Source organism: Romboutsia weinsteinii (assembly GCF_002250835.2).
In the GTDB taxonomy this organism is placed as follows: domain Bacteria; phylum Bacillota; class Clostridia; order Peptostreptococcales; family Peptostreptococcaceae; genus Romboutsia_A; species Romboutsia_A weinsteinii.
Genome location: NZ_NOJY02000042.1, coordinates 1 through 22,074 on the forward strand (window position 1 = coordinate 1; position 22,074 = coordinate 22,074).

40 protein-coding genes are annotated in these 22,074 nt (G+C 33.8%); all 40 read left to right on the forward strand.

All coding sequences use genetic code 11. The annotated features are described in order from the left end of the window. Nucleotides 1–358, forward strand: a 358-nt coding sequence (locus tag CHL78_RS15715; RefSeq protein ID WP_456300084.1) for an EF-Tu C-terminal domain-related protein, incomplete at its 5' end; no start/stop codon positions are given. A gap of 406 nt (nucleotides 359–764) precedes the next feature. Further along, complete coding sequence (rpsJ, locus tag CHL78_RS15720; RefSeq protein WP_116041564.1) at nucleotides 765–1,076, forward strand: 30S ribosomal protein S10; 312 nt, start codon at nucleotides 765–767, stop codon at nucleotides 1,074–1,076. A gap of 93 nt (nucleotides 1,077–1,169) precedes the next feature. Beyond that, nucleotides 1,170–1,799, forward strand: a complete 630-nt coding sequence (gene rplC, locus CHL78_RS15725; protein ID WP_116041566.1) for a 50S ribosomal protein L3 — start codon at nucleotides 1,170–1,172, stop codon at nucleotides 1,797–1,799. Between the two features lie 29 nt (nucleotides 1,800–1,828). Beyond that, nucleotides 1,829–2,452: a 50S ribosomal protein L4 gene (gene rplD / locus CHL78_RS15730; protein ID WP_116041568.1), complete on the forward strand. Its 624-nt coding sequence runs from the start codon at nucleotides 1,829–1,831 to the stop codon at nucleotides 2,450–2,452. After that, a complete protein-coding gene (gene rplW / locus CHL78_RS15735; protein ID WP_116041570.1) occupies nucleotides 2,452–2,742 on the forward strand; it encodes a 50S ribosomal protein L23 in 291 nt (96 codons plus the stop codon). The genes rplD and rplW overlap by 1 nt, the downstream gene beginning before the upstream one ends. 29 nt (nucleotides 2,743–2,771) lie before the next feature. After that, nucleotides 2,772–3,602, forward strand: a complete 831-nt coding sequence (gene rplB, locus CHL78_RS15740) for a 50S ribosomal protein L2 (protein ID WP_116041572.1) — start codon at nucleotides 2,772–2,774, stop codon at nucleotides 3,600–3,602. A 38-nt stretch (nucleotides 3,603–3,640) separates the two neighbouring features. Next, complete coding sequence (rpsS, locus tag CHL78_RS15745) at nucleotides 3,641–3,922, forward strand: 30S ribosomal protein S19 (RefSeq protein ID WP_116041574.1); 282 nt, start codon at nucleotides 3,641–3,643, stop codon at nucleotides 3,920–3,922. Between the two features lie 31 nt (nucleotides 3,923–3,953). Beyond that, nucleotides 3,954–4,289, forward strand: coding sequence for a 50S ribosomal protein L22 (gene rplV / locus CHL78_RS15750; protein ID WP_116041576.1), 336 nt, complete (start codon nucleotides 3,954–3,956; stop codon nucleotides 4,287–4,289). 22 nt (nucleotides 4,290–4,311) lie between these two features. Further along, nucleotides 4,312–5,196 carry a 30S ribosomal protein S3 gene (rpsC, locus tag CHL78_RS15755; protein ID WP_116041578.1) on the forward strand — a complete coding sequence of 295 codons (885 nt, stop codon included), beginning with the start codon at nucleotides 4,312–4,314 and terminating at the stop codon, nucleotides 5,194–5,196. Nucleotides 5,197–5,229: 33 nt separating this feature from the next. Continuing rightward, a complete protein-coding gene (gene rplP, locus CHL78_RS15760; RefSeq protein WP_116041581.1) occupies nucleotides 5,230–5,661 on the forward strand; it encodes a 50S ribosomal protein L16 in 432 nt (143 codons plus the stop codon). A gap of 1 nt (nucleotide 5,662) precedes the next feature. Beyond that, entirely contained in the window at nucleotides 5,663–5,854 is a 192-nt protein-coding gene (gene rpmC / locus CHL78_RS15765) for a 50S ribosomal protein L29 (RefSeq protein WP_116041583.1), read from the forward strand. 23 nt (nucleotides 5,855–5,877) lie between these two features. Then, a complete protein-coding gene (rpsQ, locus tag CHL78_RS15770; RefSeq protein WP_116041585.1) occupies nucleotides 5,878–6,132 on the forward strand; it encodes a 30S ribosomal protein S17 in 255 nt (84 codons plus the stop codon). 26 nt (nucleotides 6,133–6,158) lie between these two features. Next, on the forward strand, nucleotides 6,159–6,527 hold the full coding sequence (rplN, locus tag CHL78_RS15775; protein ID WP_116041587.1) for a 50S ribosomal protein L14: 369 nt from the start codon (nucleotides 6,159–6,161) through the stop codon (nucleotides 6,525–6,527). A 22-nt stretch (nucleotides 6,528–6,549) separates the two neighbouring features. Continuing rightward, on the forward strand, nucleotides 6,550–6,855 hold the full coding sequence (gene rplX, locus CHL78_RS15780; RefSeq protein ID WP_116041599.1) for a 50S ribosomal protein L24: 306 nt from the start codon (nucleotides 6,550–6,552) through the stop codon (nucleotides 6,853–6,855). A gap of 25 nt (nucleotides 6,856–6,880) precedes the next feature. Beyond that, nucleotides 6,881–7,423 (forward strand): 50S ribosomal protein L5, encoded by a 543-nt coding sequence (gene rplE / locus CHL78_RS15785; protein WP_116041589.1) that lies wholly within the window; start codon nucleotides 6,881–6,883, stop codon nucleotides 7,421–7,423. A gap of 48 nt (nucleotides 7,424–7,471) precedes the next feature. Next, nucleotides 7,472–7,657, forward strand: coding sequence for a type Z 30S ribosomal protein S14 (locus tag CHL78_RS15790; RefSeq protein ID WP_021127555.1), 186 nt, complete (start codon nucleotides 7,472–7,474; stop codon nucleotides 7,655–7,657). A 32-nt stretch (nucleotides 7,658–7,689) separates the two neighbouring features. Next, complete coding sequence (rpsH, locus tag CHL78_RS15795; RefSeq protein ID WP_116041591.1) at nucleotides 7,690–8,088, forward strand: 30S ribosomal protein S8; 399 nt, start codon at nucleotides 7,690–7,692, stop codon at nucleotides 8,086–8,088. A 29-nt stretch (nucleotides 8,089–8,117) separates the two neighbouring features. Next, entirely contained in the window at nucleotides 8,118–8,660 is a 543-nt protein-coding gene (gene rplF / locus CHL78_RS15800) for a 50S ribosomal protein L6 (RefSeq protein ID WP_116041593.1), read from the forward strand. A 39-nt stretch (nucleotides 8,661–8,699) separates the two neighbouring features. Beyond that, nucleotides 8,700–9,068 carry a 50S ribosomal protein L18 gene (gene rplR, locus CHL78_RS15805; protein WP_116041595.1) on the forward strand — a complete coding sequence of 123 codons (369 nt, stop codon included), beginning with the start codon at nucleotides 8,700–8,702 and terminating at the stop codon, nucleotides 9,066–9,068. A gap of 20 nt (nucleotides 9,069–9,088) precedes the next feature. Continuing rightward, complete coding sequence (rpsE, locus tag CHL78_RS15810; RefSeq protein WP_116041597.1) at nucleotides 9,089–9,598, forward strand: 30S ribosomal protein S5; 510 nt, start codon at nucleotides 9,089–9,091, stop codon at nucleotides 9,596–9,598. A 14-nt stretch (nucleotides 9,599–9,612) separates the two neighbouring features. Further along, nucleotides 9,613–9,798 (forward strand): 50S ribosomal protein L30, encoded by a 186-nt coding sequence (gene rpmD / locus CHL78_RS15815; RefSeq protein WP_071119026.1) that lies wholly within the window; start codon nucleotides 9,613–9,615, stop codon nucleotides 9,796–9,798. 32 nt (nucleotides 9,799–9,830) lie between these two features. Next, nucleotides 9,831–10,274: a 50S ribosomal protein L15 gene (rplO, locus tag CHL78_RS15820; protein WP_094367848.1), complete on the forward strand. Its 444-nt coding sequence runs from the start codon at nucleotides 9,831–9,833 to the stop codon at nucleotides 10,272–10,274. A gap of 37 nt (nucleotides 10,275–10,311) precedes the next feature. After that, entirely contained in the window at nucleotides 10,312–11,580 is a 1,269-nt protein-coding gene (secY, locus tag CHL78_RS15825) for a preprotein translocase subunit SecY (protein WP_094367847.1), read from the forward strand. Nucleotides 11,581–11,595: 15 nt separating this feature from the next. Beyond that, nucleotides 11,596–12,246, forward strand: a complete 651-nt coding sequence (locus CHL78_RS15830; protein ID WP_094367846.1) for an adenylate kinase — start codon at nucleotides 11,596–11,598, stop codon at nucleotides 12,244–12,246. Then, nucleotides 12,246–12,995 carry a type I methionyl aminopeptidase gene (gene map, locus CHL78_RS15835; RefSeq protein ID WP_094367845.1) on the forward strand — a complete coding sequence of 250 codons (750 nt, stop codon included), beginning with the start codon at nucleotides 12,246–12,248 and terminating at the stop codon, nucleotides 12,993–12,995. Before CHL78_RS15830 ends, map begins: the two co-directional genes overlap by 1 nt. A gap of 22 nt (nucleotides 12,996–13,017) precedes the next feature. Next, a complete protein-coding gene (locus CHL78_RS15840) occupies nucleotides 13,018–13,296 on the forward strand; it encodes a KOW domain-containing RNA-binding protein (RefSeq protein WP_094367844.1) in 279 nt (92 codons plus the stop codon). A 28-nt stretch (nucleotides 13,297–13,324) separates the two neighbouring features. Beyond that, nucleotides 13,325–13,543, forward strand: coding sequence for a translation initiation factor IF-1 (gene infA, locus CHL78_RS15845; protein ID WP_094367843.1), 219 nt, complete (start codon nucleotides 13,325–13,327; stop codon nucleotides 13,541–13,543). Between the two features lie 29 nt (nucleotides 13,544–13,572). After that, a complete protein-coding gene (gene rpmJ, locus CHL78_RS15850) occupies nucleotides 13,573–13,686 on the forward strand; it encodes a 50S ribosomal protein L36 (protein ID WP_017753001.1) in 114 nt (37 codons plus the stop codon). Between the two features lie 151 nt (nucleotides 13,687–13,837). Further along, nucleotides 13,838–14,209, forward strand: coding sequence for a 30S ribosomal protein S13 (gene rpsM / locus CHL78_RS15855; protein ID WP_094367842.1), 372 nt, complete (start codon nucleotides 13,838–13,840; stop codon nucleotides 14,207–14,209). A 24-nt stretch (nucleotides 14,210–14,233) separates the two neighbouring features. Next, the gene (rpsK, locus tag CHL78_RS15860; protein WP_094367841.1) at nucleotides 14,234–14,632 is read left to right on the forward strand and encodes a 30S ribosomal protein S11; all 399 of its coding nucleotides are present in this window, start codon (nucleotides 14,234–14,236) and stop codon (nucleotides 14,630–14,632) included. A 30-nt stretch (nucleotides 14,633–14,662) separates the two neighbouring features. Beyond that, entirely contained in the window at nucleotides 14,663–15,286 is a 624-nt protein-coding gene (gene rpsD, locus CHL78_RS15865) for a 30S ribosomal protein S4 (RefSeq protein WP_094367840.1), read from the forward strand. Between the two features lie 75 nt (nucleotides 15,287–15,361). Further along, nucleotides 15,362–16,309, forward strand: coding sequence for a DNA-directed RNA polymerase subunit alpha (locus CHL78_RS15870; protein WP_094367839.1), 948 nt, complete (start codon nucleotides 15,362–15,364; stop codon nucleotides 16,307–16,309). A gap of 23 nt (nucleotides 16,310–16,332) precedes the next feature. Next, a complete protein-coding gene (gene rplQ, locus CHL78_RS15875; RefSeq protein ID WP_094367838.1) occupies nucleotides 16,333–16,674 on the forward strand; it encodes a 50S ribosomal protein L17 in 342 nt (113 codons plus the stop codon). A gap of 149 nt (nucleotides 16,675–16,823) precedes the next feature. After that, nucleotides 16,824–17,657 carry an energy-coupling factor transporter ATPase gene (locus tag CHL78_RS15880; RefSeq protein WP_094367837.1) on the forward strand — a complete coding sequence of 278 codons (834 nt, stop codon included), beginning with the start codon at nucleotides 16,824–16,826 and terminating at the stop codon, nucleotides 17,655–17,657. Beyond that, nucleotides 17,645–18,511, forward strand: a complete 867-nt coding sequence (locus CHL78_RS15885) for an energy-coupling factor transporter ATPase (RefSeq protein ID WP_094367836.1) — start codon at nucleotides 17,645–17,647, stop codon at nucleotides 18,509–18,511. Before CHL78_RS15880 ends, CHL78_RS15885 begins: the two co-directional genes overlap by 13 nt. After that, complete coding sequence (locus tag CHL78_RS15890) at nucleotides 18,505–19,302, forward strand: energy-coupling factor transporter transmembrane component T family protein (protein ID WP_094367835.1); 798 nt, start codon at nucleotides 18,505–18,507, stop codon at nucleotides 19,300–19,302. Before CHL78_RS15885 ends, CHL78_RS15890 begins: the two co-directional genes overlap by 7 nt. Before the next feature lie 11 nt (nucleotides 19,303–19,313). Further along, nucleotides 19,314–20,045: a tRNA pseudouridine(38-40) synthase TruA gene (gene truA, locus CHL78_RS15895; protein ID WP_094367834.1), complete on the forward strand. Its 732-nt coding sequence runs from the start codon at nucleotides 19,314–19,316 to the stop codon at nucleotides 20,043–20,045. Nucleotides 20,046–20,164: 119 nt separating this feature from the next. Further along, nucleotides 20,165–20,596, forward strand: a complete 432-nt coding sequence (gene rplM, locus CHL78_RS15900; protein WP_094367833.1) for a 50S ribosomal protein L13 — start codon at nucleotides 20,165–20,167, stop codon at nucleotides 20,594–20,596. A gap of 28 nt (nucleotides 20,597–20,624) precedes the next feature. Beyond that, nucleotides 20,625–21,017 (forward strand): 30S ribosomal protein S9, encoded by a 393-nt coding sequence (gene rpsI / locus CHL78_RS15905; RefSeq protein WP_094367832.1) that lies wholly within the window; start codon nucleotides 20,625–20,627, stop codon nucleotides 21,015–21,017. A gap of 79 nt (nucleotides 21,018–21,096) precedes the next feature. Further along, complete coding sequence (gene cwlD, locus CHL78_RS15910) at nucleotides 21,097–21,807, forward strand: N-acetylmuramoyl-L-alanine amidase CwlD (RefSeq protein ID WP_094367831.1); 711 nt, start codon at nucleotides 21,097–21,099, stop codon at nucleotides 21,805–21,807. Nucleotides 21,808–22,074: the final 267 nt, after the last annotated feature.

Genomic DNA, 22,074 nt, shown 5'->3' on the forward strand with positions numbered 1-22,074 from the left:
AGCATTAATAAGAGGGGTACAAAGAAACGAAATCGAAAGAGGACAAGTATTAGCTAAGCCAGGAACAGTTAAAGCACACACAAAGTTCATGGCAGAAGTATACGTTCTTAAAAAAGAAGAAGGTGGAAGACATACTCCATTCTTCGATGGATACAGACCTCAATTTTACTTCAGAACAACTGACGTAACTGGAGCTTGTAAGTTACCAGAAGGAATCGAAATGGTTATGCCAGGAGATAACGTAACTATGTCAGTAGAGTTAATAAACTCTATATGTGTAGAAGAAGGATTAAGATTCGCAATAAGAGAAGGTGGAAGAACAGTAGCATCAGGTGTTGTTGCTTCTATAGTAGAATAATTTATTCTATAACTTCTTAAGCGATTTATATAGAAAGAAGGAGGGGGTTTACCTCTCCTTTTTTTGTTTTATAATAAATGACAATAATATACTTATAGTATTTCATTGACAATGAGTTAAAAAACATATATACTAAGCTAGTGCTTTAATACAGAACCAAATCAAGTTTTGTTGAATGTTTTACATAAAAAAATAAATTTTGTAAAAATACAAAAAAAACTTGAAAAAATGTAAATAATAATATAAAATATAATAGTGTGCTTGAGAGATACGAAATAATAAAATTAAATCTTAGAAAAAAGCGAACCAATACTGAATGTAAAATTACAACACACCCGGAGCAGTGTATCGGTATTGGAAGTACGTAAGCTAAGAATTAAACGTGCGATGAAGGAGGGAAATTAAAATGGCTAACAATGAAAAGATAAGAATAAGATTAAAGTCATATGATCATAGTTTATTAGATTTTTCAGCTGCTAAAATAGTTGAAACTGCTAAAAAAGCTGGATCACAAGTTTCAGGACCTGTGCCACTACCAACTGATAAACAAATAGTGACTATATTAAGAGCTGTGCATAAGTACAAAGACTCTAGAGAGCAATTCGAAATAAGAACTCACAAGAGATTAATAGACATAGCTAACCCAACACCTAAGACAGTTGACTCATTAATGAGATTAGACTTACCAGCTGGTGTTGATATAGAAATAAAATTATAAGAACCCCTAAGATATTTTATCCTATAGGTAACTATCTTAGAATGATTACCCCTTAGGAGGTAATCCGCTGTAAGAATTATAGGAGGTGCTAATATGAAAGGAATATTAGGAAAAAAATTAGGTATGACTCAAATATTCACTGAAGAAGGTATAGTAATACCTGTAACAGTTGTTGAGGCAGGACCAATAGTTGTAACTCAAATCAAGACAATTGAAAAAGATGGATACAACGCTATACAAATAGGTTTCGGAGAAGTTAAAGAAAAAGCTTTAAATAAGCCTCAAAAAGGACATTTAGCTGCTGCTAACACTTTAAAGAAGCACTTAAAAGAATTTAGAGTAGATTCTGTAGAAGGATACACAGTTGGACAAGAAATAAACGCTGATTTATTCGCTGCAGGTGAAGTTATAGATGTAACTGGAATATCAAAAGGTAAGGGATTCCAAGGTCCAATAAAGAGACATGGACAATCAAGAGGTCCTGAATCTCACGGTTCTAGATACCACAGAAGACCAGGTTCAATGGGTGCGTGTTCATTCCCTGGTAGAGTATTTAAAAACAAAAAATTAGCTGGACACATGGGTAGCGTTAAAGTTACTGTTCAAAACTTAGAGGTAGTTAAAGTTGATGCTGATAAGAACCTTATATTAGTTAAAGGTGCTATACCAGGAGCTAAAGGTTCAGTAGTAACAATAAAAGAAGCAGTAAAAGCTTCTAAATAATGACTAACCTACGGAAAGGAGGAAGCACAATGCCAAAATTAAATGTATTAAACGTTAATGGACAAAACGTTGGTGAAATGGAGTTAGTAGATTCTATATTCAACGTAGAAGTTAATGAACATGTTTTATATGAGGTTGTAAAAAACCAATTAGCAAACAAGAGACAAGGAACTCAATCTGCTAAAACTAGATCTGAAGTTAGAGGTGGAGGAAGAAAGCCTTGGAAACAAAAAGGAACTGGTAGAGCTAGACAAGGTTCTATAAGAGCTGTACAATGGGTAGGCGGTGGAGTTGCATTCGCACCTAAGCCAAGAGATTATAGCTACACTTTACCAAAGAAAGTAAGAAGATTAGCTATAAAGAGTGCTTTATCTGCTAAAGTACAAAATGGAGAGATGATAGTATTAGACGCTTTAACAATGGAAGCTCCTAAGACTAAAGAATTCACTCAAATATTAAAGAACATAAACGCTTCTAAGAAAGCTTTAATAGTAACAGCTGAGAAAAACGATAACGTAGTAAAATCAGCTAATAACATAGAAGGTGTTGCAACTGCTACAGTTAACACTATAAATGTTTACGATATATTAAAGTATGATTCATTCATAATAACTACAGACGCGGTTAAAAAAGTGGAGGAGGTGTACGCATAATGACTAATCCACATGATATAATAATCAAACCAGTTGTTACTGAAAAAAGTATGGCTGAGATGACTGAAAAGAAATACACTTTTGTTGTGGCTAAGAATGCGAACAAAACTGAAATAAAGAAAGCTGTAGAAAAAGTATTCGGAGTTACTGTTGACAACGTAAATACTTTAAACTACGATGGAAAAGTTAAAAGAATGGGTAAACATGAAGGAAGAACAGCAAGCTTTAAAAAAGCTGTAGTTAAATTAGCTGCAGACAGTAAAGATATAGAATTCTTCCAAGGAATGTAATATCCTAACTAACGAAGGAGGGAAAACAGATGGCTATAAAAAAGTTTAAACCAACTTCTCCTGCCTTAAGACAGATGACAGTTTTAGTTTCTGATGAAATAACATGTAACGAACCAGAAAGATCTCTTTTAGTTTCACTAAAGAAGAACGCTGGTAGAAATGCACATGGTAAAATAACTGTCCGTCACAGAGGTGGAGGGTCAAAGAGAAAATATAGAATAATAGATTTTAAGAGAAATAAAGATGGAATACCTGCAAAGGTTGCTACTGTAGAGTACGATCCAAATAGAACAGCTAACATAGCTTTATTACACTATGCAGATGGTGAAAAGAGATATATATTAGCTCCAGTTGGATTAGTAGTTGGATCTACAATATTATCAGGACCTACTGCTGACATAAAGCCAGGAAATGCATTAGCATTAAAGGATATGCCAGTTGGTACAGTTGTTCATAACATAGAATTAAAGCCAGGAAAAGGAGCTCAATTAGTTAGATCTGCTGGAGTTTCTGCTCAATTAATGGCTAAAGAAGGAAAGAAAGCTTTATTAAGATTACCATCAGGTGAAATGAGATACGTAAGTATCGATTGTAAAGCTACAATAGGACAAGTTGGAAACATAGAGCACGGTAACGTAGTTATCGGTAAAGCAGGTAGAAAAAGACATATGGGTATAAGACCTACTGTTAGAGGTTCTGTAATGAACCCTTGTGACCATCCACACGGTGGAGGGGAAGGTAGATCTCCAATAGGTAGACCATCACCTGTTACTCCATGGGGTAAACCAGCTCTTGGATACAAAACTAGAAAGAAAAATAAAGCTTCTGATAAGTTAATAGTATCAAGAAGAACTAAGTAATTATAGATTTACTTTATGCTCGGGAAGGAGGAAATTATATGTCAAGATCAACTAAAAAAGGACCTTTCATACATGCGAGACTTTTAAAGAAAATAGAAGCAATGAACGCTAGTGGAAATAGAGAAGTTATAAAGACTTGGTCAAGAACTTCAACTATATTCCCACAAATGGTAGAACATACTATAGCTGTTCATGATGGAAGAAGACATGTTCCAGTTTTCGTAACTGAAGACATGGTTGGACACAAATTAGGTGAGTTCGTTCCTACAAGAACTTTCAAAGGACACAAGGACGACGAAAAATCTAATAAAAGAAGATAATAATATCTGACTAAGGAAGGAGGAATAGCAAATGGAAGCAAAAGCTACTGCTAAATATGTACGTGTATCACCAAGAAAAGCAGGACAAGTCTGTGACCTTGTTAGAGGAAAGAATGTTGATGAAGCATTAGCAATATTAAAGTTCACTCCAAGAGGAGCGGCTGCAATAATAGCTAAAGTTGTAAAATCTGCTAAAGCAAACGCTGAAAACAACCACGAGATGGATGTTGAAAATTTATATATAGAATCAGTAGTTGCAAACCAAGGGCCTACAATGAAGAGATTCATGCCTAGAGCTATGGGACGTGCAACAATGATAAGAAAAAGAACTTCTCACATAGAGGTTGTTCTTAAGGAAAAAAAATAGTTAGAAGATAGGAGGGAAAACAATGGGACAAAAGGTTAATCCACACGGACTAAGAGTCGGTGTTATAAAAGATTGGGATTCAAGATGGTTCGCAACTGATAAAAAAGAATTCGGAAACTTAATATTAGAAGACCATAACGTTCGTAAATTCTTAAAGAATAAGTTATACTCAGCTGGAGTTGCTAAAATAGAAATAGAAAGATCAGCTAACAAGTTAAAGTTAGACTTACACGTTGCTAAGCCAGGTGTAGTTATAGGAAGAGCTGGTGCTGGAATTGAAGCATTAAAAGTTGAATTAGAAAAAATGACTAAGAAAAATGTTATAGTTAACATAGTTGAAGTAAGAAACGCAGACAAAGAAGCTCAATTAGTAGCTGAAAATATAGCATTAGCTATAGAAAGAAGAGTTGCGTTCAGAAGAGCTATGAAGCAAGCTATACAAAGAGCTATGAAATCAGGAGTTAAAGGTATAAAAGTATCTGCTTCTGGAAGATTAGGTGGAGCTGAAATGGCTAGAACTGAAGGATACAGCGAAGGTAATGTACCTTTACAAACATTAAGAGCTGATATAAACTACGGTTTCGCTGAAGCTAACACTACTTACGGGAAAACTGGTATAAAAGTTTGGATATGTAACGGTGAAGTTCTTCCAACTAGAAACGGTGTAAACCCAAGAGAAGAAAGAAAAGATAACAACAGAAGAGATAGAAGAGATAACAAGAGAGATAACAGAAGAAACGATAATAGAAGATACAACAACAATAGAGATAATAGAGGAACTGATAACAGAGGATCAAGACCGCAAGGACAAAGACCTCAAGGTGCTCAAGGATCAAGACCGCAAGGACAAAGACCTCAAGGTGCTCAAGGTTCAAGACCTCAAAGAACAGAAAACAAAGGAAATTAATAATCGTAAGGTTTAGGGAAGGAGGAAATACTAATGTTAATGCCAAAAAGAGTAAAGCGTCGTAGAGTTCATAGAGGAAGTATGGCTGGTAAGGCTCAAAAAGGTAATAAGGTTACTTATGGAGAGTTCGGACTAGTTGCAATGGAAGCTTCTTGGATAACTTCTAATCAAATAGAAGCTGCCAGAATCGCGATGACTAGATATATAAAAAGAGGCGGGAAGGTTTGGATAAAAATATTCCCACATAAGCCTGTAACAAGAAAACCAGCTGAAACTCGTATGGGTGCTGGGAAAGGTTCTCCAGAATACTGGGTAGCTGTAGTTAAGCCAGGAAGAGTAATGTTCGAATTAGCAGGTGTTCCTGAAGATAAAGCTAGAGAAGCAATGAGACTTGCGATGCACAAACTTCCAGTTAAGTGTAAGTTTGTAAAGCGTGAAGATTTAGAAGTAAAGGGTGGTGAATAGGATGCAAGCTAAAGAATTAAGAAATTTAACAAACGAAGAGCTTATGAACAAATTAAATGACTTCAAAAGTGAATTATTTAGCTTAAGATTCCAATTAGCTACTGGTCAATTAGAAAATACAGCGAGAATAAAATTCGTTAAGAAGGATATAGCTAGAGTTAAAACAGTTCTTGTTGAAAGAACTAGAGCTTAATTTGGGAAAGGAGGCTTTTTAACATGGAAAGAGGAAGAAGAAAAGTTAGAATAGGCCGTGTTGTTAGTGATAAAATGGATAAGACAATAGTTGTTGCTGTTGAAGATTTCGTACGTCATCCATTATATAATAAGCCGGTAAAGAGAACTAATAAGTTCAAGGCTCACGATGAACAAAACATATGTAAAATCGGAGATAGAGTTAAGATAATGGAAACTAGACCTTTATCAAAGGATAAGAGATTTAGATTAGTAGAAGTTATCGAAACTGCTAAGTAGTTTTTTGGAAAAGGAGGGATTACGATATGATACAACAAGAATCACGTTTAAGAGTTGCAGATAACTCTGGAGCAAAAGAGATATTATGTATACGTGTACTAGGCGGAAGTAAGAGAAGATATGGTAACATAGGCGACGTTATAGTTGCTACTGTTAAAAGTGCAACACCTGGTGGAGTTGTAAAAAAAGGTAAAGTTGTTAAAGCTGTTATAGTTAGAAGCAAGCAAGGCGTAAGACGTAAAGACGGAAGTTATATATCTTTCGACGAGAATGCTGCTGTTATAATCAAAGATGACAAAACACCAGTAGGAACTCGTATATTCGGGCCTGTTGCTAGAGAGTTAAGAGATAATGAATTCATGAAGATAGTTTCTCTTGCTCCAGAAGTACTATAATAAGGAGGTGCAATAGGACATGATGCGTGTTAAAAAAGGCGACACTGTTGTAGTGATAGCAGGAAAAGATAAAGGTAAAAAAGGTTCAGTTGTTAAAGTATTCCCTAAGGCTAATAGAGTATTAGTTGAAGGTGTAAACGTAATAACTAAGCACCAAAAGCCAAGTGCTATGAATCCACAAGGTGGAATAATAAATAAAGAAGCCCCAGTTCATATATCTAACGTTATGCCATTAGATCCTGAAACAGGAAAAGGTACAAGAGTTAGAACTGAAATGAAAGACGGGAAAAAAGTAAGAGTAGCAGTAAAGAGCGGAAAAGAAATATAATATAGCTTGAAAGGAGGGACCTTAAATGGCTTCTAGATTACAAGAAAAATACATGAAAGAAGTTGCTCCTGCTTTAATGGAGAAATTTGGATACAAAAACGTTATGGAAATACCTAAGTTAGACAAAATAGTTATGAACATGGGTATAGGTGACGCTAGAGAAAATCCAAAAGGATTAGAAAAAGCTGTAGAAGAACTAGCTATAATATCAGGACAAAAGCCTGTTACTACAAAAGCTAGAAACTCTGTTGCAAACTTCAAATTAAGAGAAGGAATGCCAATAGGAGCGAAAGTTACATTAAGAGCTGACAAAATGTTCTACTTCATGGACAAGTTAGTATCTGTATCTTTACCAAGAGTTAGAGACTTCAGAGGAGTTAACGCTAACGCTTTTGATGGTAGAGGAAACTACGCTTTAGGTGTTAAAGAACAATTAATATTCCCTGAAATAGAATACGATAAAGTTGATAAAGTAAGAGGGATGGATATAATATTCGTTACGACTGCAAAGACTGACGAAGAAGCTCGTGAATTATTAAAATTATTAGGAATGCCGTTTTCTAAGTAAGCTTAGGAAAGGACATTTTCTAAGTTAGAATACGAAGGAGGGATTCCAGTGGCAAGAAAAGCAATGGTTGTTAAACAACAAAAGAAGCAAAAGTACGCTACTAGAGAATACACTAGATGTACTATATGTGGTAGACCACATTCAGTGTTAAGAAAGTTTGGTATATGCCGTATATGCTTTAGAGAATTAGCTTATAAAGGTCAAATACCTGGTGTTAGAAAAGCAAGTTGGTAAAAACTTGTTAAAAATGGAAGGAGGGTTTCAATATGACAATGACAGATCCAATCGCAGATATGCTGACTCGTATCAGAAATGCTAACGTTGTTAAGCATGAAACTGTTGACGTTCCCGCTTCTAATATAAAGAAAGAATTAGCTAGAATCTTATTAGAAGAAGGTTTCGTTAGAGGTTATGATGTTATAGAAGATGGAAAGCAAGGAATAATAAGAATACAATTAAAGTACGGACAATCAGGCGAAAGAGTTATATCAGGACTTAAGAGAATATCAAAGCCTGGTATGAGAGTTTACGCTGCTAAGCACGAAATACCAAAGGTATTAAACGGTTTAGGAATATCAATAATATCTACTTCAAAAGGGATATTAACTGATAAGCAAGCTAGAAAAGAAAATGCTGGTGGAGAAGTAATCTGCTACGTTTGGTAATATAAACGAACATGTAAGGAGGTGCAACTATGTCAAGAATAGGTGTTAAGCCAATAACAGTACCTGCAGGTGTTGAAGTAACAATAGCTGAAGGTAACTTTATAACTGTAAAAGGACCTAAAGGAACTTTATCAAAAGAATTCAGCAATGAATTAACTATAAAGCAAGAAGAAAACACTATAACTGTTGAAAGACCAACTAACAACAAGAAACACAGATCTTTACACGGATTAACTAGAACTTTATTAGATAATATGGTTGTAGGTGTTACTACTGGTTTCGAAAAGAAATTAGAATTAGTAGGTGTTGGATACAGAGCTCAAAAGCAAGGAACTAAGTTAGTTATGAACTTAGGATACTCTCATCCAGTTGAGATGGAAGATCCAGAAGGAATAACTGTTGAAGCTCCAAACCAAACTGAGTTAGTAGTTAAAGGTATCGATAAGCAATTAGTAGGAAACTACGCTGCTAAGATAAGAGACTGGAGAAAGCCAGAGCCATACAAGGGTAAAGGTATAAGATACGCTGGTGAAGTAGTAAGACGTAAAGAAGGTAAAACTGGTAAGAAATAATACCAAATAACTTAAACGTTTAAGAAAGGAGTGATCTCAGTGTTAAAGAAAGTTGATAAAAATGCTAAAAGACTTCAAAGACATAAGAGAGTTCGTAAGAAAATAGCTGGAACTACTCAAAGACCAAGATTATGTGTATTTAGAAGTGCTAATAATATATATGCTCAAATAATAGATGACACAAACAGAGTAACTCTTATATCTGCATCTTCTTTAGAAGCAGAAGTAAAGGGTGCTGTTAGTCACACAGGAAACAAAGAAGCAGCTAAGATGGTTGGCCAAATGGTAGCTAAAAAAGCTGTGGAAAAAGGAATCACTGAAGTTGTATTTGACAGAGGTGGATACTTATATCACGGAAGAATACAAGAATTAGCTGAAGGTGCAAGAGAAGCTGGTCTTAAGTTCTAATAAGAAGGAGGGAAACACACATGCTACGTCGTAAGCCGATAGATGCAAGACAACTTGATCTTCAAGAGAAGGTTGTTGAAGTAAGACGTGTTACTAAAGTTGTTAAAGGTGGTAGAAACTTCAGATTTGCAGCTTTAGTTGTTGTTGGAGACGAGAACGGACACGTTGGTATAGGTGCTGGTAAAGCAATGGAAGTACCAGACGCTATAAAAAAAGCAGTAGAAGATGCTAAAAAGAATCTTATAGAAGTACCTATGGTTGGTACAACTATACCACACAGAGTAAACGGACACTTTGGTGCTGGTAAAATATTAATAATGCCTGCTCAAGAAGGTACAGGAGTTATAGCTGGGGGACCTGCTAGAGCTGTACTTGAATTAGCTGGATTAAAAGACGTTAGAGCTAAATCTTTAGGATCTAACAACCCAAGAAATATGGTAAATGCTACAATCGAAGGACTTAACTCTCTAAAAACAGTTGAAGAAATAGCTAAACTTAGAGGTAAAAAAGTTGAAGATCTTCTAGGCTAAGGAGGTAGTGAAAAATGGCTAAATTACAAATAAAATTAGTTAGAAGTACAATAGGAACTACTCCTAACCAAAGAAAAAACGTAGAAGCGTTAGGATTAAGAAAAAGAGAACAAGTAGTTGTTAAAGAAGACAATGCCCAAATAAGAGGTATGATCACAAAAGTTAAGCATTTAGTTGAAGTAACTGAAATAGCTGAATAATCATAAAGAAGCAAAAGAAGGAGGTGCAATCCATGAAATTACATGAATTAAGACCTGCTGAAGGTGCAGTAAGATCTAAGAAAAGATTAGGTAGAGGTACTGCTACTGGACAAGGTAAAACTGCAGGACGTGGACAAAAGGGACAAAAGTCTCGTTCAGGTGGTGGAGTTAGAGTTGGATTTGAAGGTGGACAAATGCCACTAGCTAGAAGACTTCCTAAGAGAGGTTTCACTAATCCAAATAAAAAAGTATTCACAGAAGTTAACGTTGATGTATTAAACAGATTCGAAAACGGAACTGAAGTAACAGCTGAACTTTTATTATCTACAAGAGCTATAAGTAAGATAGAAAAGAACGGTGTTAAGATCTTAGGCGAAGGTAACTTAGAAAAAGCTGTAACAGTTAAAGCTGCTAAGTTCACAGCTTCAGCTCAAGAAAAAATAGAAAAAGCTGGTGGGAAAGCAGAATTAATATAATCTGCTGCTCCTAGCTCTACAGGCGGGGTGAGTTAACGTGCTGGCACAGTTAAAACAAGCTTGGAAGATAAAAGACGTAAGAACAAAAATATTATATACTTTGATGATGATTTTAGTATTTAGAATAGGTGCCACTATACCGGTTCCTGGAATAGATACAGATTATATAAGGAATTTGGTAGGCAGTAATAGTCTACTTTCCTTATATAACTTATTTACTGGAGGAGCTTTTAGTAACTTTACTTTATTTGCTCTAGGGATAGGACCATATATTACAGCATCTATAATAATACAACTTCTAACTATTGGTTTTGAAGGTCTTGAAGAACTTCAAAAATCAGGAGAAGAAGGAAAGAAAAAGATCAATAAATACACTAAGTATATAGCACTAGCACTAGCCTTTATACAAGCGATTGCAATCACCCTAGGTATTGTAAGAAGTGCTCTAAAAACTAATAGTGTATTTTTTATAGTTACAGTTATATTAACATTAGTAGGAGCAAGTATGCTCTTAATGTGGATAGGAGACAAAATTACCGAAAAAGGACTAGGTAATGGAAGCTCTATCATAATTTTCGTAGGAATTATCTCAAGAATTCCAACTGATATTATGCAAACTGTAGAACAAATACAAAGTGGAAAATTGCCTATATGGTCAGGCATAGCTTTAGTAGTAGTTATACTTCTTACTATGGCAGCTGTTACATATATACAAGAAGCCACAAGAAAAATACCTGTACAATACGCTAAAAGAGTTGTTGGAAGAAAAATGTATGGAGGACAAAGTTCTCATATACCTATGAAAGTTAATCAGTCAGGAGTTATACCAGTAATTTTTGCTAGTTCACTTTTAGCTTTCCCTCAAACTATAGCAATGTTTATGGGTTCAGAAGCTCAGACTTTTGTTCAAACATACCTGAGTGCTACAAGCTCTCCTGGAGTTTGGATATATAGAACACTTGAGGTTCTGCTGATAGTATTCTTCTCATATTTCTATACTACTATATCATTCAATACTGAAGATATAGCTAATAATATGAAAAATAACGGTGGGTTTATACCAGGTATAAGACCAGGTAATCCTACTATAGATTATTTAAACAGAATATTATCAAGATTAACTTTAGCAGGTGCAACATTCTTAGCATGTATAGTTATGGTATCAGCTGTTATGATTTATTTCATGAATGTAAACGTAACATTAGCGGGAACATCTCTATTAATAGTTGTTGGGGTTGCATTAGAGCTTAAGAGACAGCTAGAATCAAATTTAGTTATGAAAACCTACCAAGGTTTCTTAAAATAAATCGGAGATGATAGTATGAGAATAATATTACTTGGACCTCCTGGAGCTGGTAAAGGCACACAAGCTGCAGGAATAGTAGAAAAATATAACATACCTCATATATCAACTGGAGATATATTCAGAAAGAATATAAAAGAGGGAACAGAACTTGGAAACAAAGCAAAGTCTTTCATGGATCAAGGATTATTAGTTCCAGATGAGTTAACTGTAGGTTTAGTTACAGACAGAGTATCTCAAGATGACTGTAAGAATGGATTTATGCTAGATGGGTTCCCAAGAAATGTAGCTCAAGCTGAACAATTAGATGCGTTTTTAAAAGAAGCTAATATAGCTTTAGACACGGTAGTAAATATCGAAGTTGATAAGAGTATATTAGTATCTAGAGCAGTTGGAAGAAGAATATGTAAATCTTGCGGTGCTACGTATCATGTTGAGTTTAATGCTCCTAAAGTTGAAGGTGTATGCAATGTATGCCAAGGAGAACTGTACCAAAGAGCAGATGATAATGAAGAAACTGTATCAAAGAGAATACAAGTTTATCTAGATGAAACTAAACCATTAGCAGATTATTATACATCTCAAGGTATAATAGCTAACATAAATGGTCAACAATCTATAGATAAGGTATTTGAAGATATAGTAGTTGCTCTAGGAAGTGATAATTAATGATTATCTTAAAATCTAAAAAAGAAATTGAACTTATGAGAGAGGCTGGCAAAATTGTCGCTGATACTCATAGGATATTAGAGGCAGCTATTACTCCGGGAATATCTACTTTAGAGCTAGATAAAATAGCTGAAGAAAATATAAAAAAATATAATGCCATCCCATCTTTTAAAGGCTATGGAGGTTTTCCAGGATCTATATGTGCATCTATCAATAATGAAGTTGTACATGGGATTCCTAATAAAAACCGAATAGTTAAAGAGGGAGACATTATAAGTTTAGATATAGGAGCCTATTATAAAGGATATCATGGAGATTCCGCGAAAACTCACGGAGTAGGTCAGATATCTGAAGAAGATAGGAAATTAATAGAAGTAACTAAAGAAAGCTTCTATGAAGGAATAAAATTTGCTAAACTAGGATATAGATTATCCGATATCTCACACGCAATACAAGCACACGTAGAAAAAAATGGGTTCTCTGTAGTTAGAGATTTGGTTGGACATGGGATTGGCTCAGATCTTCATGAAGATCCTCAAGTACCTAATTATGGACCAGCAGGAAAAGGACCAAAACTTCAAGAAGGATTGGTAATAGCTATAGAGCCAATGGTTAACGCTGGTCGTTACCATGTTAAAACTCTAGCAGATGGCTGGACTATTGTTTCAATAGATGGACTAAAATCTGCTCATTATGAGCACACGATAGCAATTACTGAAGATGAACCGTTGATATTAACAGCGTTATAATCAAAAGAAGTAGGTGAAAAAAGTGCTATCAAAAAATTTAAGTGTAGGTCAGGTAGTTGAATCTACATCTGGTAGGGACATAGGGAGATTATTTTTTATAATAAAAGTAGTTGATGATCAATATGTTTTAATATCGGATGGTAAAAAGAGAAAACTTGACCAACCTAAGTTAAAGAAAGTTAAGCACTTAAAAAGATATAATGTTATTAATAATGAAGTTAAAAACAAAATATTATCATGTGAGTATCTTACAGATGCTTTTTTAAGAGCTCAACTTACTAAGTTAGACCTTAGTGTTTAACTTATTGAAATGGAGGTTTGGTTAGTTAATGGCCAAAAAAGATGTTATAGAATTTGAAGGTACAGTTGTTGAAAACTTACCTAATGCTATGTTTAAAGTAAAGTTAGAAAATGGACATGAAGTATTATGTCACTTATCTGGAAAGCTAAGAATGAACTTCATAAGAATTCTTGAAGGTGATAAGGTGAATGTTGAACTTTCTCCATATGATCTTACAAGAGGAAGAATCACTTGGCGTAAGAAGTAGGCTATTAATAGTCTAAGGAGGGATTAACAATGAAAGTAAGACCATCAGTAAAACCAATGTGCGAAAAGTGCAAAGTAATAAAGAGAAAAGGTAAAGTAATGGTTATCTGTGAAAATCCAAAGCATAAGCAAAAGCAAGGATAATAATTTATTACTAGTAATTTGTTAAGATTTGTAGTATAATATGATACTGTGATATTAACAAGTTAACATTAAATCGTTACAAATCTGGGATTCAGATTAAAATATGATATTAAGAGTTTAACACTAAAACTAAGTGTAGGAGGTGCGAATCATGGCAAGAATAGCTGGGGTAGATTTACCTAGAGAAAAAAGAGCGGAAATAGGCTTAACTTATATATATGGTATAGGTAAGGCAACTGCTAACGAAATATTAGCTAAAGCTGAAATAAGTCCAGATGCAAGAATAAAAGACTTATCAGATGATCAAGTTAATGAATTAAGAAAAATAATAGACAACGATTTCTTGGTTGAAGGTGACTTAAGAAGAGAGATCGCTTTAAACATAAAGAGATTAAGAGATATAAAATGTTACAGAGGTATGAGACATGCCAAAGGTCTTCCATTAAGAGGACAAAGAACTAAGACTAACGCTAGAACTAGAAAAGGTCCTAGAAAAACTGTATCTCGTAAGAAGAAAAAATAATAAGTAGATAGGAGGGACAAAACAATGGCTAAACCTAAAAAGAAAGCTGTACGTGTTAGAAGAAGAGAGCGTAAAAACATAGAACGTGGACATGCGCATATACAATCAACTTTTAACAACACTATAATAACTTTAACTGACGTTCACGGAAATGCTATATCAGCTGCATCTTCTGGTCAATTAGGATTCAAAGGATCAAGAAAAGCTACTCCTTTCGCATCACAAATGGCTGCTGAAACTGCTGCTAAAGCTGCGATGGAACACGGTTTAAAAACTGTAGAAGTATTCGTTAAAGGACCAGGTTCTGGTAGAGAAGCTGCGATAAGAGCGTTACAAGCTACAGGATTAGAAGTAACTATGATAAAAGACGTTACTCCAATTCCTCACAACGGATGTAGACCGCCAAAGAGAAGAAGAGTTTAATTATAAGAGTACAATAGGAGGTGTAATGAAATGGCAAGATATACTGGTGCATCATGCAGACAATGCCGTAGAGAAGGAATGAAATTATTCCTTAAAGGTGATAGATGTTATACAGATAAATGTGCTATAGTTAAGAGAAACTATGCTCCTGGACAACATGGACAAGGAAGAAAGAAAGTTTCTAACTATGGTTTACAATTAAGAGAAAAACAAAAAGTTAAGAGAATATACGGAGTTTTAGAAACTCAATTCAGAAACTTATACGAACGTGCTGAAAAAATGTCTGGAATAACAGGGGACAATTTATTAAGCTTATTAGAGAGAAGATTAGACAATGTAGTTTACAGAATGGGATTAGCTTCATCTAGAAAAGAAGCTAGACAATTAGTAGGACATGGTCACTTCACTTTAAATGGTAAGAAGGTAGATATAGCTTCAATAACAGTTAAAGCTGGAGACGTTATAGAAGTTAAAGAAAAATCTAAAACTTCTGCTAAATTCAAAGCTTTAGTAGAAGCTAATTCAAGAATAGCTCCTAAGTGGTTAGAAGCTAATGTTGAAGGAATGACTGCTAAGGTTGTTGCTATGCCATCAAGAGAAGATATAGATCTTGAAGTAGCTGAACACTTAATCATAGAGCTTTACTCTAAGTAATAATCAAAGATTAATAAGATTTTTAAAATTTGTTTACCCTCAGTGGATTAATAAATTTGAAGGAGGGTTTTGTCCATGATAGAAATCGAAAAACCAAAAGTAGATATAATTGAACTTAGCGAAGATTATAGCTATGGCAAATTTGTCATAGAACCTCTAGAAAGAGGCTATGGAATAACTATAGGAAATGCTTTAAGAAGAATATTATTATCTTCTTTACCAGGTTGTGCAGTAAATGCTATAAAAATAGATGGAGTTCTTCATGAATTTTCAACTGTTCCTGGTGTTAAAGAAGATGTTACAGAAATAATATTAACATTAAAGGAGCTTTCAGCTACTATTGAGGGTGAAGGAAACAGAACTCTTAAAATAGAAGCTCAAGGACCATGTGTTGTTACTGGAGCAGATATAATATGTCCTCCAGATGTTGAAATATTAAGCAAAGACTTAGTAATAGCAACTTTAGATGACAATGCTAAATTTAATATGGATATATTCATAGACAAAGGTAGAGGATATGTTTCTGCTGAAGAAAATAAAACAGAGAATATGCCTATAGGTGTTTTACCTGTAGACTCTATATATACTCCTGTTGAAAAAGTGAGCTACCACGTTGAAAATACAAGAGTAGGTCAAAAAACAGATTATGATAAATTAGTACTTGATGTATGGACTAATGGAAGTATAAATCCTCAAGAAGGAATATCTCTTGCAGCCAAAGTATTAGTTGAACATTTAAATCTATTCATAGACTTAACTGAGCATGTAAGCAATGTTGAGATAATGGTAGAAAAAGAAGAAGACCAAAAAGAAAAAGTTCTTGAAATGACTATAGAAGAATTAGATTTATCAGTTAGATCTTACAACTGCTTAAAAAGAGCGGGAATTAATACAGTTGAAGAATTAGCTAACAAGTCTGAGGACGATATGATGAAAGTTAGAAACTTAGGAAAGAAATCTTTAGAAGAAGTAATCCAAAAGTTAGAAGAACTTGGACTAGGTCTTAAACCAAGCGAAGAATAGTAGCTGACAAAGGAGGGATAAGTATGGCTAATTACCGTAAATTAGGTCGTGTAACTTCACACAGAAACCTTATGTTAAGAAACTTAGTAACTGACTTACTAAGAGCTGGAAGAATAGAAACTACAGTAACTAGAGCAAAAGAAACTCGTAGAATGGCTGAAAAGATGATAACTCTTGCTAAAAGAGGGGATCTTCACGCTAGAAGACAAGTTTTAGCTTATGTTATGGATGAAACAGTAGTAAACAACTTATTCACTGACTTAGCTCCAAAGTATGCTGAGAGAAATGGTGGATACACTAGAATAATCAAAAAAGGACCAAGAAAAGGCGACGCTGCTGAAATGGCTTTTATAGAATTAGTATAGTGAAAAAAAGATTAGGCTTAATAGCTTAGTCTTTTTTTGCGTTTAAGCATTTTTATCATAAAATATCGTAGTTATTTTTTATTTGAGTTGTGATATAATACTACTTAAAATGGTTTTATGAAAATACTACTATTAAGAGGAGTAAATTAATGGATAATATAGTAAAAGTTAACAATATATCTTTTGAATATATTACTGACGAGGCTATGTTTAAAGCAATAGATGATTTAAGTTTAGAAGTAAAAAAAGGTGAATTTGTGGCAATAATAGGACATAATGGCTCAGGTAAATCAACTTTATCAAAAAACTTAAATGCAATATTAATGCCTGGTAAGGGAAATATATTAATTGATGGAATGGATACAAAAGATGATGATAAACTTTGGGATATAAGGCAAACTGCAGGAATGGTATTTCAAAATCCTGATAATCAAATCGTAGCTACTATTGTAGAAGAGGATGTTGCTTTTGGTCCTGAAAACTTAGGAATACCTTCTGAGGAAATAAGAGCAAGAGTAGAAGAATCTCTAAAGTCTGTTGGTATGTATGAGTTAAGAGATAGACAACCTCATCTGCTGTCAGGGGGTCAAAAACAAAGGGTTGCTATAGCTGGTATTATCGCTATGAAGCCTAAGTGTATAATATTTGATGAAGCAACAGCAATGCTTGACCCATCTGGAAGAAAAGAAGTAATGAAAACTATTAAAAGATTAAATAAAGAAGAAGATATTACTACTTTACACATAACTCATTTTATGGAAGAAGCAGTTGAAGCTGATAGAGTTATAGTTATGGAAAAAGGTAAGAAAATTCTTGAAGGTACACCTAGAGAAGTATTTGCAAACATAGAACTTCTAAAAGAAATAGGCTTAGATGTGCCTTATATGACTGAACTATCTAGCGAGCTGAAAAAAGAAGGTCTAGATATAGATAGTGATATATTAAGTGTGGATGAGATGGTGATAAAATTATGTCAATTATAGTAAATAATTTAACTCATATATATAACGAAGGAATGCCTTTTGCTAGTAAGGCATTAGATAATATATCTCTTGAAATAAAAGATAGAGATTTTGTAGGACTTATAGGTCATACTGGATCTGGTAAGTCGACACTGATACAACATTTAAATGGTATATTAAAGCCTACATCAGGGGAAATATTAATAAATGGATTTAATATAACTGATCCTGGTTTAAATCTTACAGAGATAAGAAAAAGAGTAGGCGTTGTGTTTCAATATCCGGAATATCAACTTTTTGAAGAATCTGTGGAGAAGGATATAGCTTTTGGACCTTCTAATTTAGGTCTAGAAGAAGATGAAATACGAAAAAGGGTTAAATTATCTATGGAATCTGTAGGACTTGATTATGAGGAATATAAAGATAAGTCACCATTTGAACTTTCGGGTGGTCAGAAGCGTAGAGTAGCTATAGCAGGAGTTATAGCTATGAATCCAGAAGTGTTGATTCTTGACGAGCCTACAGCGGGTCTTGACCCAGGTGGTAGAGATGAAATATTTGATTTAATAAAAAAACTTCATAAAGAAAATAATATGACGATAATATTATCTTCTCACAGTATGGATGATATGGCTAAGTTGGCTAAAACTATGATAGTTATGAATCACGGGAAGATACAACTTATAGGCACACCTAGAGAAGTTTTTAAATCTAATACTGAGACGTTAAAGGAAATAGGACTAGATATACCACAAGTATTAGAATTAGCTATAAAGCTTAGAGACAAAGGTTTTGATATAAGAGAAGATATAATAACTATAGAAGAAGCTAAAGAAGAAATATTAAGAGTTATGAGGGGAAGAGGAAAATGTTAAAAGATATAACAATAGGTCAATATTACCCTGCTAATTCAGTTATTCATAAATTAGATGCAAGGATAAAGCTTATTGCTACCTTTGTATTTATGATATCTCTGTTTATAATAAATAAATTTTGGCCATATACTATAGTATTGGTTTCTTTATTAGGTATGGTTAAGTTATCTAGTATACCTGTAAAGTATATATTAAAGGGGCTAAAACCTCTTAGATGGATTATACTATTTACTTTTATAATAAATATATTCTTTTTACCAGGAGATCCTATATGGCAGTTTGGATTTATTAAGATAACTAGTCAGGGGATAAGCCAAGCTATATTCATGGCTATAAGGCTAATATTCTTAGTGGTAGGGACATCTTTACTTACGTTGACTACATCTCCAATAGAGCTTACAGATGGTATAGAGAGGCTCTTAAATCCGTTTAAGAAGATGGGACTACCTGTACATGAATTAGCTATGATGATGACTATAGCATTGAGGTTTATACCGACGTTATTAGATGAAACTGATAAGATAATGAAGGCACAGATGTCTAGAGGAGCCGACTTTGAAAGTAAAAATATTATAAATAGAGCTAAAAATTTAGTACCACTTCTAGTACCGCTATTTGTAAGTGCATTTAGAAGAGCAGATGAACTTGCTATGGCAATGGAAGCTAGATGCTATAGGGGTGGGTATAATAGAACTAAGATGAAGGTGTCTGTTATAACTAAGTCTGATTATATAGCGTGTTGTATACAGGTTGTATATTTAGGGATAATTATAGCGACTAGATTTATATAAAGAGGGATTTAATGAGAAATCTAAAAATTACAATACAATATAATGGAGCTAACTATTGTGGATGGCAAAAGCAGCCTGATTCCTTGGGTATACAAGGTACAATAGAAAGAGCTATATATGAAATAACAAAAGAGCAAGTAAAGATAACAGGATCAGGTAGAACTGATGCTGGAGTACATGCATTGGGACAAGTTGCTAATTTAAAATTAGAAAGCAAAATACCCTATACACAGATACCAAATGCATTGAATGCTAAGCTACCAAAGGATATTTCTATAATTGAGTGTTGCGAAGTAGAAGAAGAATTCCATTCTAGATACAGCGCAAAGGGTAAGAGGTATAGATACTTGATATACAATAGCCCATATAGAAACCCTATATATAAAGATATATCGTACCATGTTAAATATGACCTGGATTTTGAAAAGATGAAGAAAGAAGCTAAATCATTAATAGGTGCACATGACTTTAAAGGATTTATGAGTTCTGGATCATCAGTGGTTGATACTGTAAGAACTATATATGATATTACATTAAGTAAAAATGAGAATCTGATTATTATGGAAGTTGAGGGTAATGGATTCTTGTATAATATGGTTAGAATAATAGCAGGAACATTAGTCGATATAGGTAGAGGAAGAATAAATGAGTGTCTAGCAGATGTAATTGAATCTAAGAGTAGATCCAACTGTGGTCATACAGCACCAGCACACGGATTATTTCTCAAAAAAGTTGATTATTAGCTTGACACACCAGGGGGCATGTATTAAAATAAGTTAGAGTGTGTTAATAAGTCCACTTGCCCCGGACTTGACATAAACGGTAAAATTTTTATATGAAAAAAAGTTAAGGAGGGACAACTATGAAAAGTTATATAGCTAAACCAGCTGATGTACAAAGAAAATGGTACATCGTTGATGCTGAAGGAAAAACATTAGGTCGTTTATCAACTGAAATAGCGACAGTATTAAGAGGTAAGCACAAGCCTACTTTCACTCCTCATGTAGATGGTGGAGACTTCGTTGTTGTTATAAATGCAGAGAAGGTAGTTTTAACAGGGAAGAAATTAGATCAAAAAATGTACAGATACCACACAGGATATGTTGGTGGATTAAAAGAAATATCATACAGAGAAATGATGGCTAAGAAGCCTGAAGAAGTTGTATCTCATGCTGTAAGCGGTATGTTATGTAAGAACAAATTAAGAAGTAGAATGATGACTAGATTAAGAGTATTTGCAGGAGCTAACCATGATCATGCAGCTCAAAATCCAGAAGTTTTAAACTTTAAATAATAATTAACGGGTGAAAGGAGGAGTTATCATGGCTAACGTTCAATATTACGGAACTGGAAGAAGAAAAAGCTCTGTAGCTAGAGTAAGATTAGTTGCAGGTGAAGGAAATATAGTAGTAAATGGAAGACCAGTTGGAGAATACTTCAACTACGAAACATTAATAAGAGATGTTAAGCAACCATTAGTTTTAACTAACAATGAAACTAAGTACGATGTTATAGTAAAAGTTGAAGGTGGAGGATTCACTGGACAAGCTGGAGCTATAAGACATGGTATATCTAGAGCTTTATTAAAAGCTGACTTAGATTTAAGATCTGCTTTAAAAGCTGAAGGATTCTTAACTAGAGATGCTAGAATGAAGGAAAGAAAGAAATACGGATTAAAGGCAGCAAGAAGAGCTCCACAATTCTCAAAGAGATAATCTTGTATTTTATATGTTTGTACAAAAGACTTCGGAATATTCCGAGGTCTTTTTTAATATAAATATACAGGGTGATATTGTGAGAAAGTACATAAAACAAATTATTTTTGCAGTTATAGCTGTAGTATTAGTAACTGCGTCCATATTTGAAATAAAAGATGTTTCTGAGGAAGTTATACAGTATATGCCAGTAACCAATAAAACTATAGTGTTGGATGCTGGGCACGGGGGAATAGATCCTGGGGCTTTAACTAAGGATAAATCTACAAATGAAAAAGATGTAAACCTAGCTATTACCCTTAAATTAAGAGCACTATTAGAATCTAGTGGTGGAGTTGTAATACTTACTAGAGAAGATGATAGTAGTTTATATACAGAAGAGGGCAATAAAACTATAAGACAAAAATATAATGAGAATCTAAAAAATAGAAGAAAAATAATACAAGAATCTAATGCAGATATGTTTGTATCTATACATCTAAATGCATTTGAACAATCTAAGTATTATGGTGCGCAAACATTTTATCCCAAAGGAAAAGAAGATAGTAAACAACTGTCGGAATTTATACAAGCAGAACTAAAGAGAGTAGTCGATAGCAACAACAATAGAAAAGTTAAGCCTAGAGATGATATATATTTACTAAAGGAAAATGAAATACCATCAGTATTGATAGAATGTGGATTTTTATCTAATGAAAAAGAAGCTAAATTATTAATAGATGAAAAGTATCAAGATAAAATAGCGTGGGCTATATATGTAGGAATTCAAAAATATTTTACTGAAAGTTAGAATAATCTTCAAAGAAACAGGTAATAATAGTTTGTGTAGAGGTGATGTAGATACTTTTGCACAAGCTATTATTGATGTAATGATAAAAATAAAATAAATAATGGAAAAAAGTATTGACTTAAAATATTATAGATGATAATATAAGTAAGTACTCAAGAAGAGTATGCAAGAACTTTGAAAATTAAACAGTAGGTTAATTTATAGAATTTGAAACAACCAAACAAACATAAAGCCAGATATATAACAGTATCTGAGCCCATGTCAAAA

Coding starts and splice junctions, on each gene's coding strand:
- rplN (WP_116041587.1), top strand. CDS start 6,159: ATGATACAACAAGAATCACGTTTAAGAGTTGCAGATAACTCTGGAGCA.
- rplQ (WP_094367838.1), top strand. CDS start 16,333: ATGGCTAATTACCGTAAATTAGGTCGTGTAACTTCACACAGAAACCTT.
- rpmD (WP_071119026.1), top strand. CDS start 9,613: ATGGCTAAATTACAAATAAAATTAGTTAGAAGTACAATAGGAACTACT.
- infA (WP_094367843.1), top strand. CDS start 13,325: ATGGCCAAAAAAGATGTTATAGAATTTGAAGGTACAGTTGTTGAAAAC.
- rplO (WP_094367848.1), top strand. CDS start 9,831: ATGAAATTACATGAATTAAGACCTGCTGAAGGTGCAGTAAGATCTAAG.
- rplC (WP_116041566.1), top strand. CDS start 1,170: ATGAAAGGAATATTAGGAAAAAAATTAGGTATGACTCAAATATTCACT.
- rpsI (WP_094367832.1), top strand. CDS start 20,625: ATGGCTAACGTTCAATATTACGGAACTGGAAGAAGAAAAAGCTCTGTA.
- CHL78_RS15880 (WP_094367837.1), top strand. CDS start 16,824: ATGGATAATATAGTAAAAGTTAACAATATATCTTTTGAATATATTACT.
- rpsD (WP_094367840.1), top strand. CDS start 14,663: ATGGCAAGATATACTGGTGCATCATGCAGACAATGCCGTAGAGAAGGA.
- rpsQ (WP_116041585.1), top strand. CDS start 5,878: ATGGAAAGAGGAAGAAGAAAAGTTAGAATAGGCCGTGTTGTTAGTGAT.
- rpmJ (WP_017753001.1), top strand. CDS start 13,573: ATGAAAGTAAGACCATCAGTAAAACCAATGTGCGAAAAGTGCAAAGTA.
- rpsH (WP_116041591.1), top strand. CDS start 7,690: ATGACAATGACAGATCCAATCGCAGATATGCTGACTCGTATCAGAAAT.
- CHL78_RS15870 (WP_094367839.1), top strand. CDS start 15,362: ATGATAGAAATCGAAAAACCAAAAGTAGATATAATTGAACTTAGCGAA.
- rpmC (WP_116041583.1), top strand. CDS start 5,663: ATGCAAGCTAAAGAATTAAGAAATTTAACAAACGAAGAGCTTATGAAC.
- map (WP_094367845.1), top strand. CDS start 12,246: ATGATTATCTTAAAATCTAAAAAAGAAATTGAACTTATGAGAGAGGCT.
- CHL78_RS15890 (WP_094367835.1), top strand. CDS start 18,505: ATGTTAAAAGATATAACAATAGGTCAATATTACCCTGCTAATTCAGTT.
- rplE (WP_116041589.1), top strand. CDS start 6,881: ATGGCTTCTAGATTACAAGAAAAATACATGAAAGAAGTTGCTCCTGCT.
- rplV (WP_116041576.1), top strand. CDS start 3,954: ATGGAAGCAAAAGCTACTGCTAAATATGTACGTGTATCACCAAGAAAA.
- rplW (WP_116041570.1), top strand. CDS start 2,452: ATGACTAATCCACATGATATAATAATCAAACCAGTTGTTACTGAAAAA.
- rplP (WP_116041581.1), top strand. CDS start 5,230: ATGTTAATGCCAAAAAGAGTAAAGCGTCGTAGAGTTCATAGAGGAAGT.
- rpsK (WP_094367841.1), top strand. CDS start 14,234: ATGGCTAAACCTAAAAAGAAAGCTGTACGTGTTAGAAGAAGAGAGCGT.
- rpsC (WP_116041578.1), top strand. CDS start 4,312: ATGGGACAAAAGGTTAATCCACACGGACTAAGAGTCGGTGTTATAAAA.
- rplM (WP_094367833.1), top strand. CDS start 20,165: ATGAAAAGTTATATAGCTAAACCAGCTGATGTACAAAGAAAATGGTAC.
- CHL78_RS15830 (WP_094367846.1), top strand. CDS start 11,596: ATGAGAATAATATTACTTGGACCTCCTGGAGCTGGTAAAGGCACACAA.
- rplF (WP_116041593.1), top strand. CDS start 8,118: ATGTCAAGAATAGGTGTTAAGCCAATAACAGTACCTGCAGGTGTTGAA.
- rpsM (WP_094367842.1), top strand. CDS start 13,838: ATGGCAAGAATAGCTGGGGTAGATTTACCTAGAGAAAAAAGAGCGGAA.
- truA (WP_094367834.1), top strand. CDS start 19,314: ATGAGAAATCTAAAAATTACAATACAATATAATGGAGCTAACTATTGT.
- rpsS (WP_116041574.1), top strand. CDS start 3,641: ATGTCAAGATCAACTAAAAAAGGACCTTTCATACATGCGAGACTTTTA.
- rplX (WP_116041599.1), top strand. CDS start 6,550: ATGCGTGTTAAAAAAGGCGACACTGTTGTAGTGATAGCAGGAAAAGAT.
- rplB (WP_116041572.1), top strand. CDS start 2,772: ATGGCTATAAAAAAGTTTAAACCAACTTCTCCTGCCTTAAGACAGATG.
- rpsE (WP_116041597.1), top strand. CDS start 9,089: ATGCTACGTCGTAAGCCGATAGATGCAAGACAACTTGATCTTCAAGAG.
- CHL78_RS15885 (WP_094367836.1), top strand. CDS start 17,645: ATGTCAATTATAGTAAATAATTTAACTCATATATATAACGAAGGAATG.
- rpsJ (WP_116041564.1), top strand. CDS start 765: ATGGCTAACAATGAAAAGATAAGAATAAGATTAAAGTCATATGATCAT.
- rplD (WP_116041568.1), top strand. CDS start 1,829: ATGCCAAAATTAAATGTATTAAACGTTAATGGACAAAACGTTGGTGAA.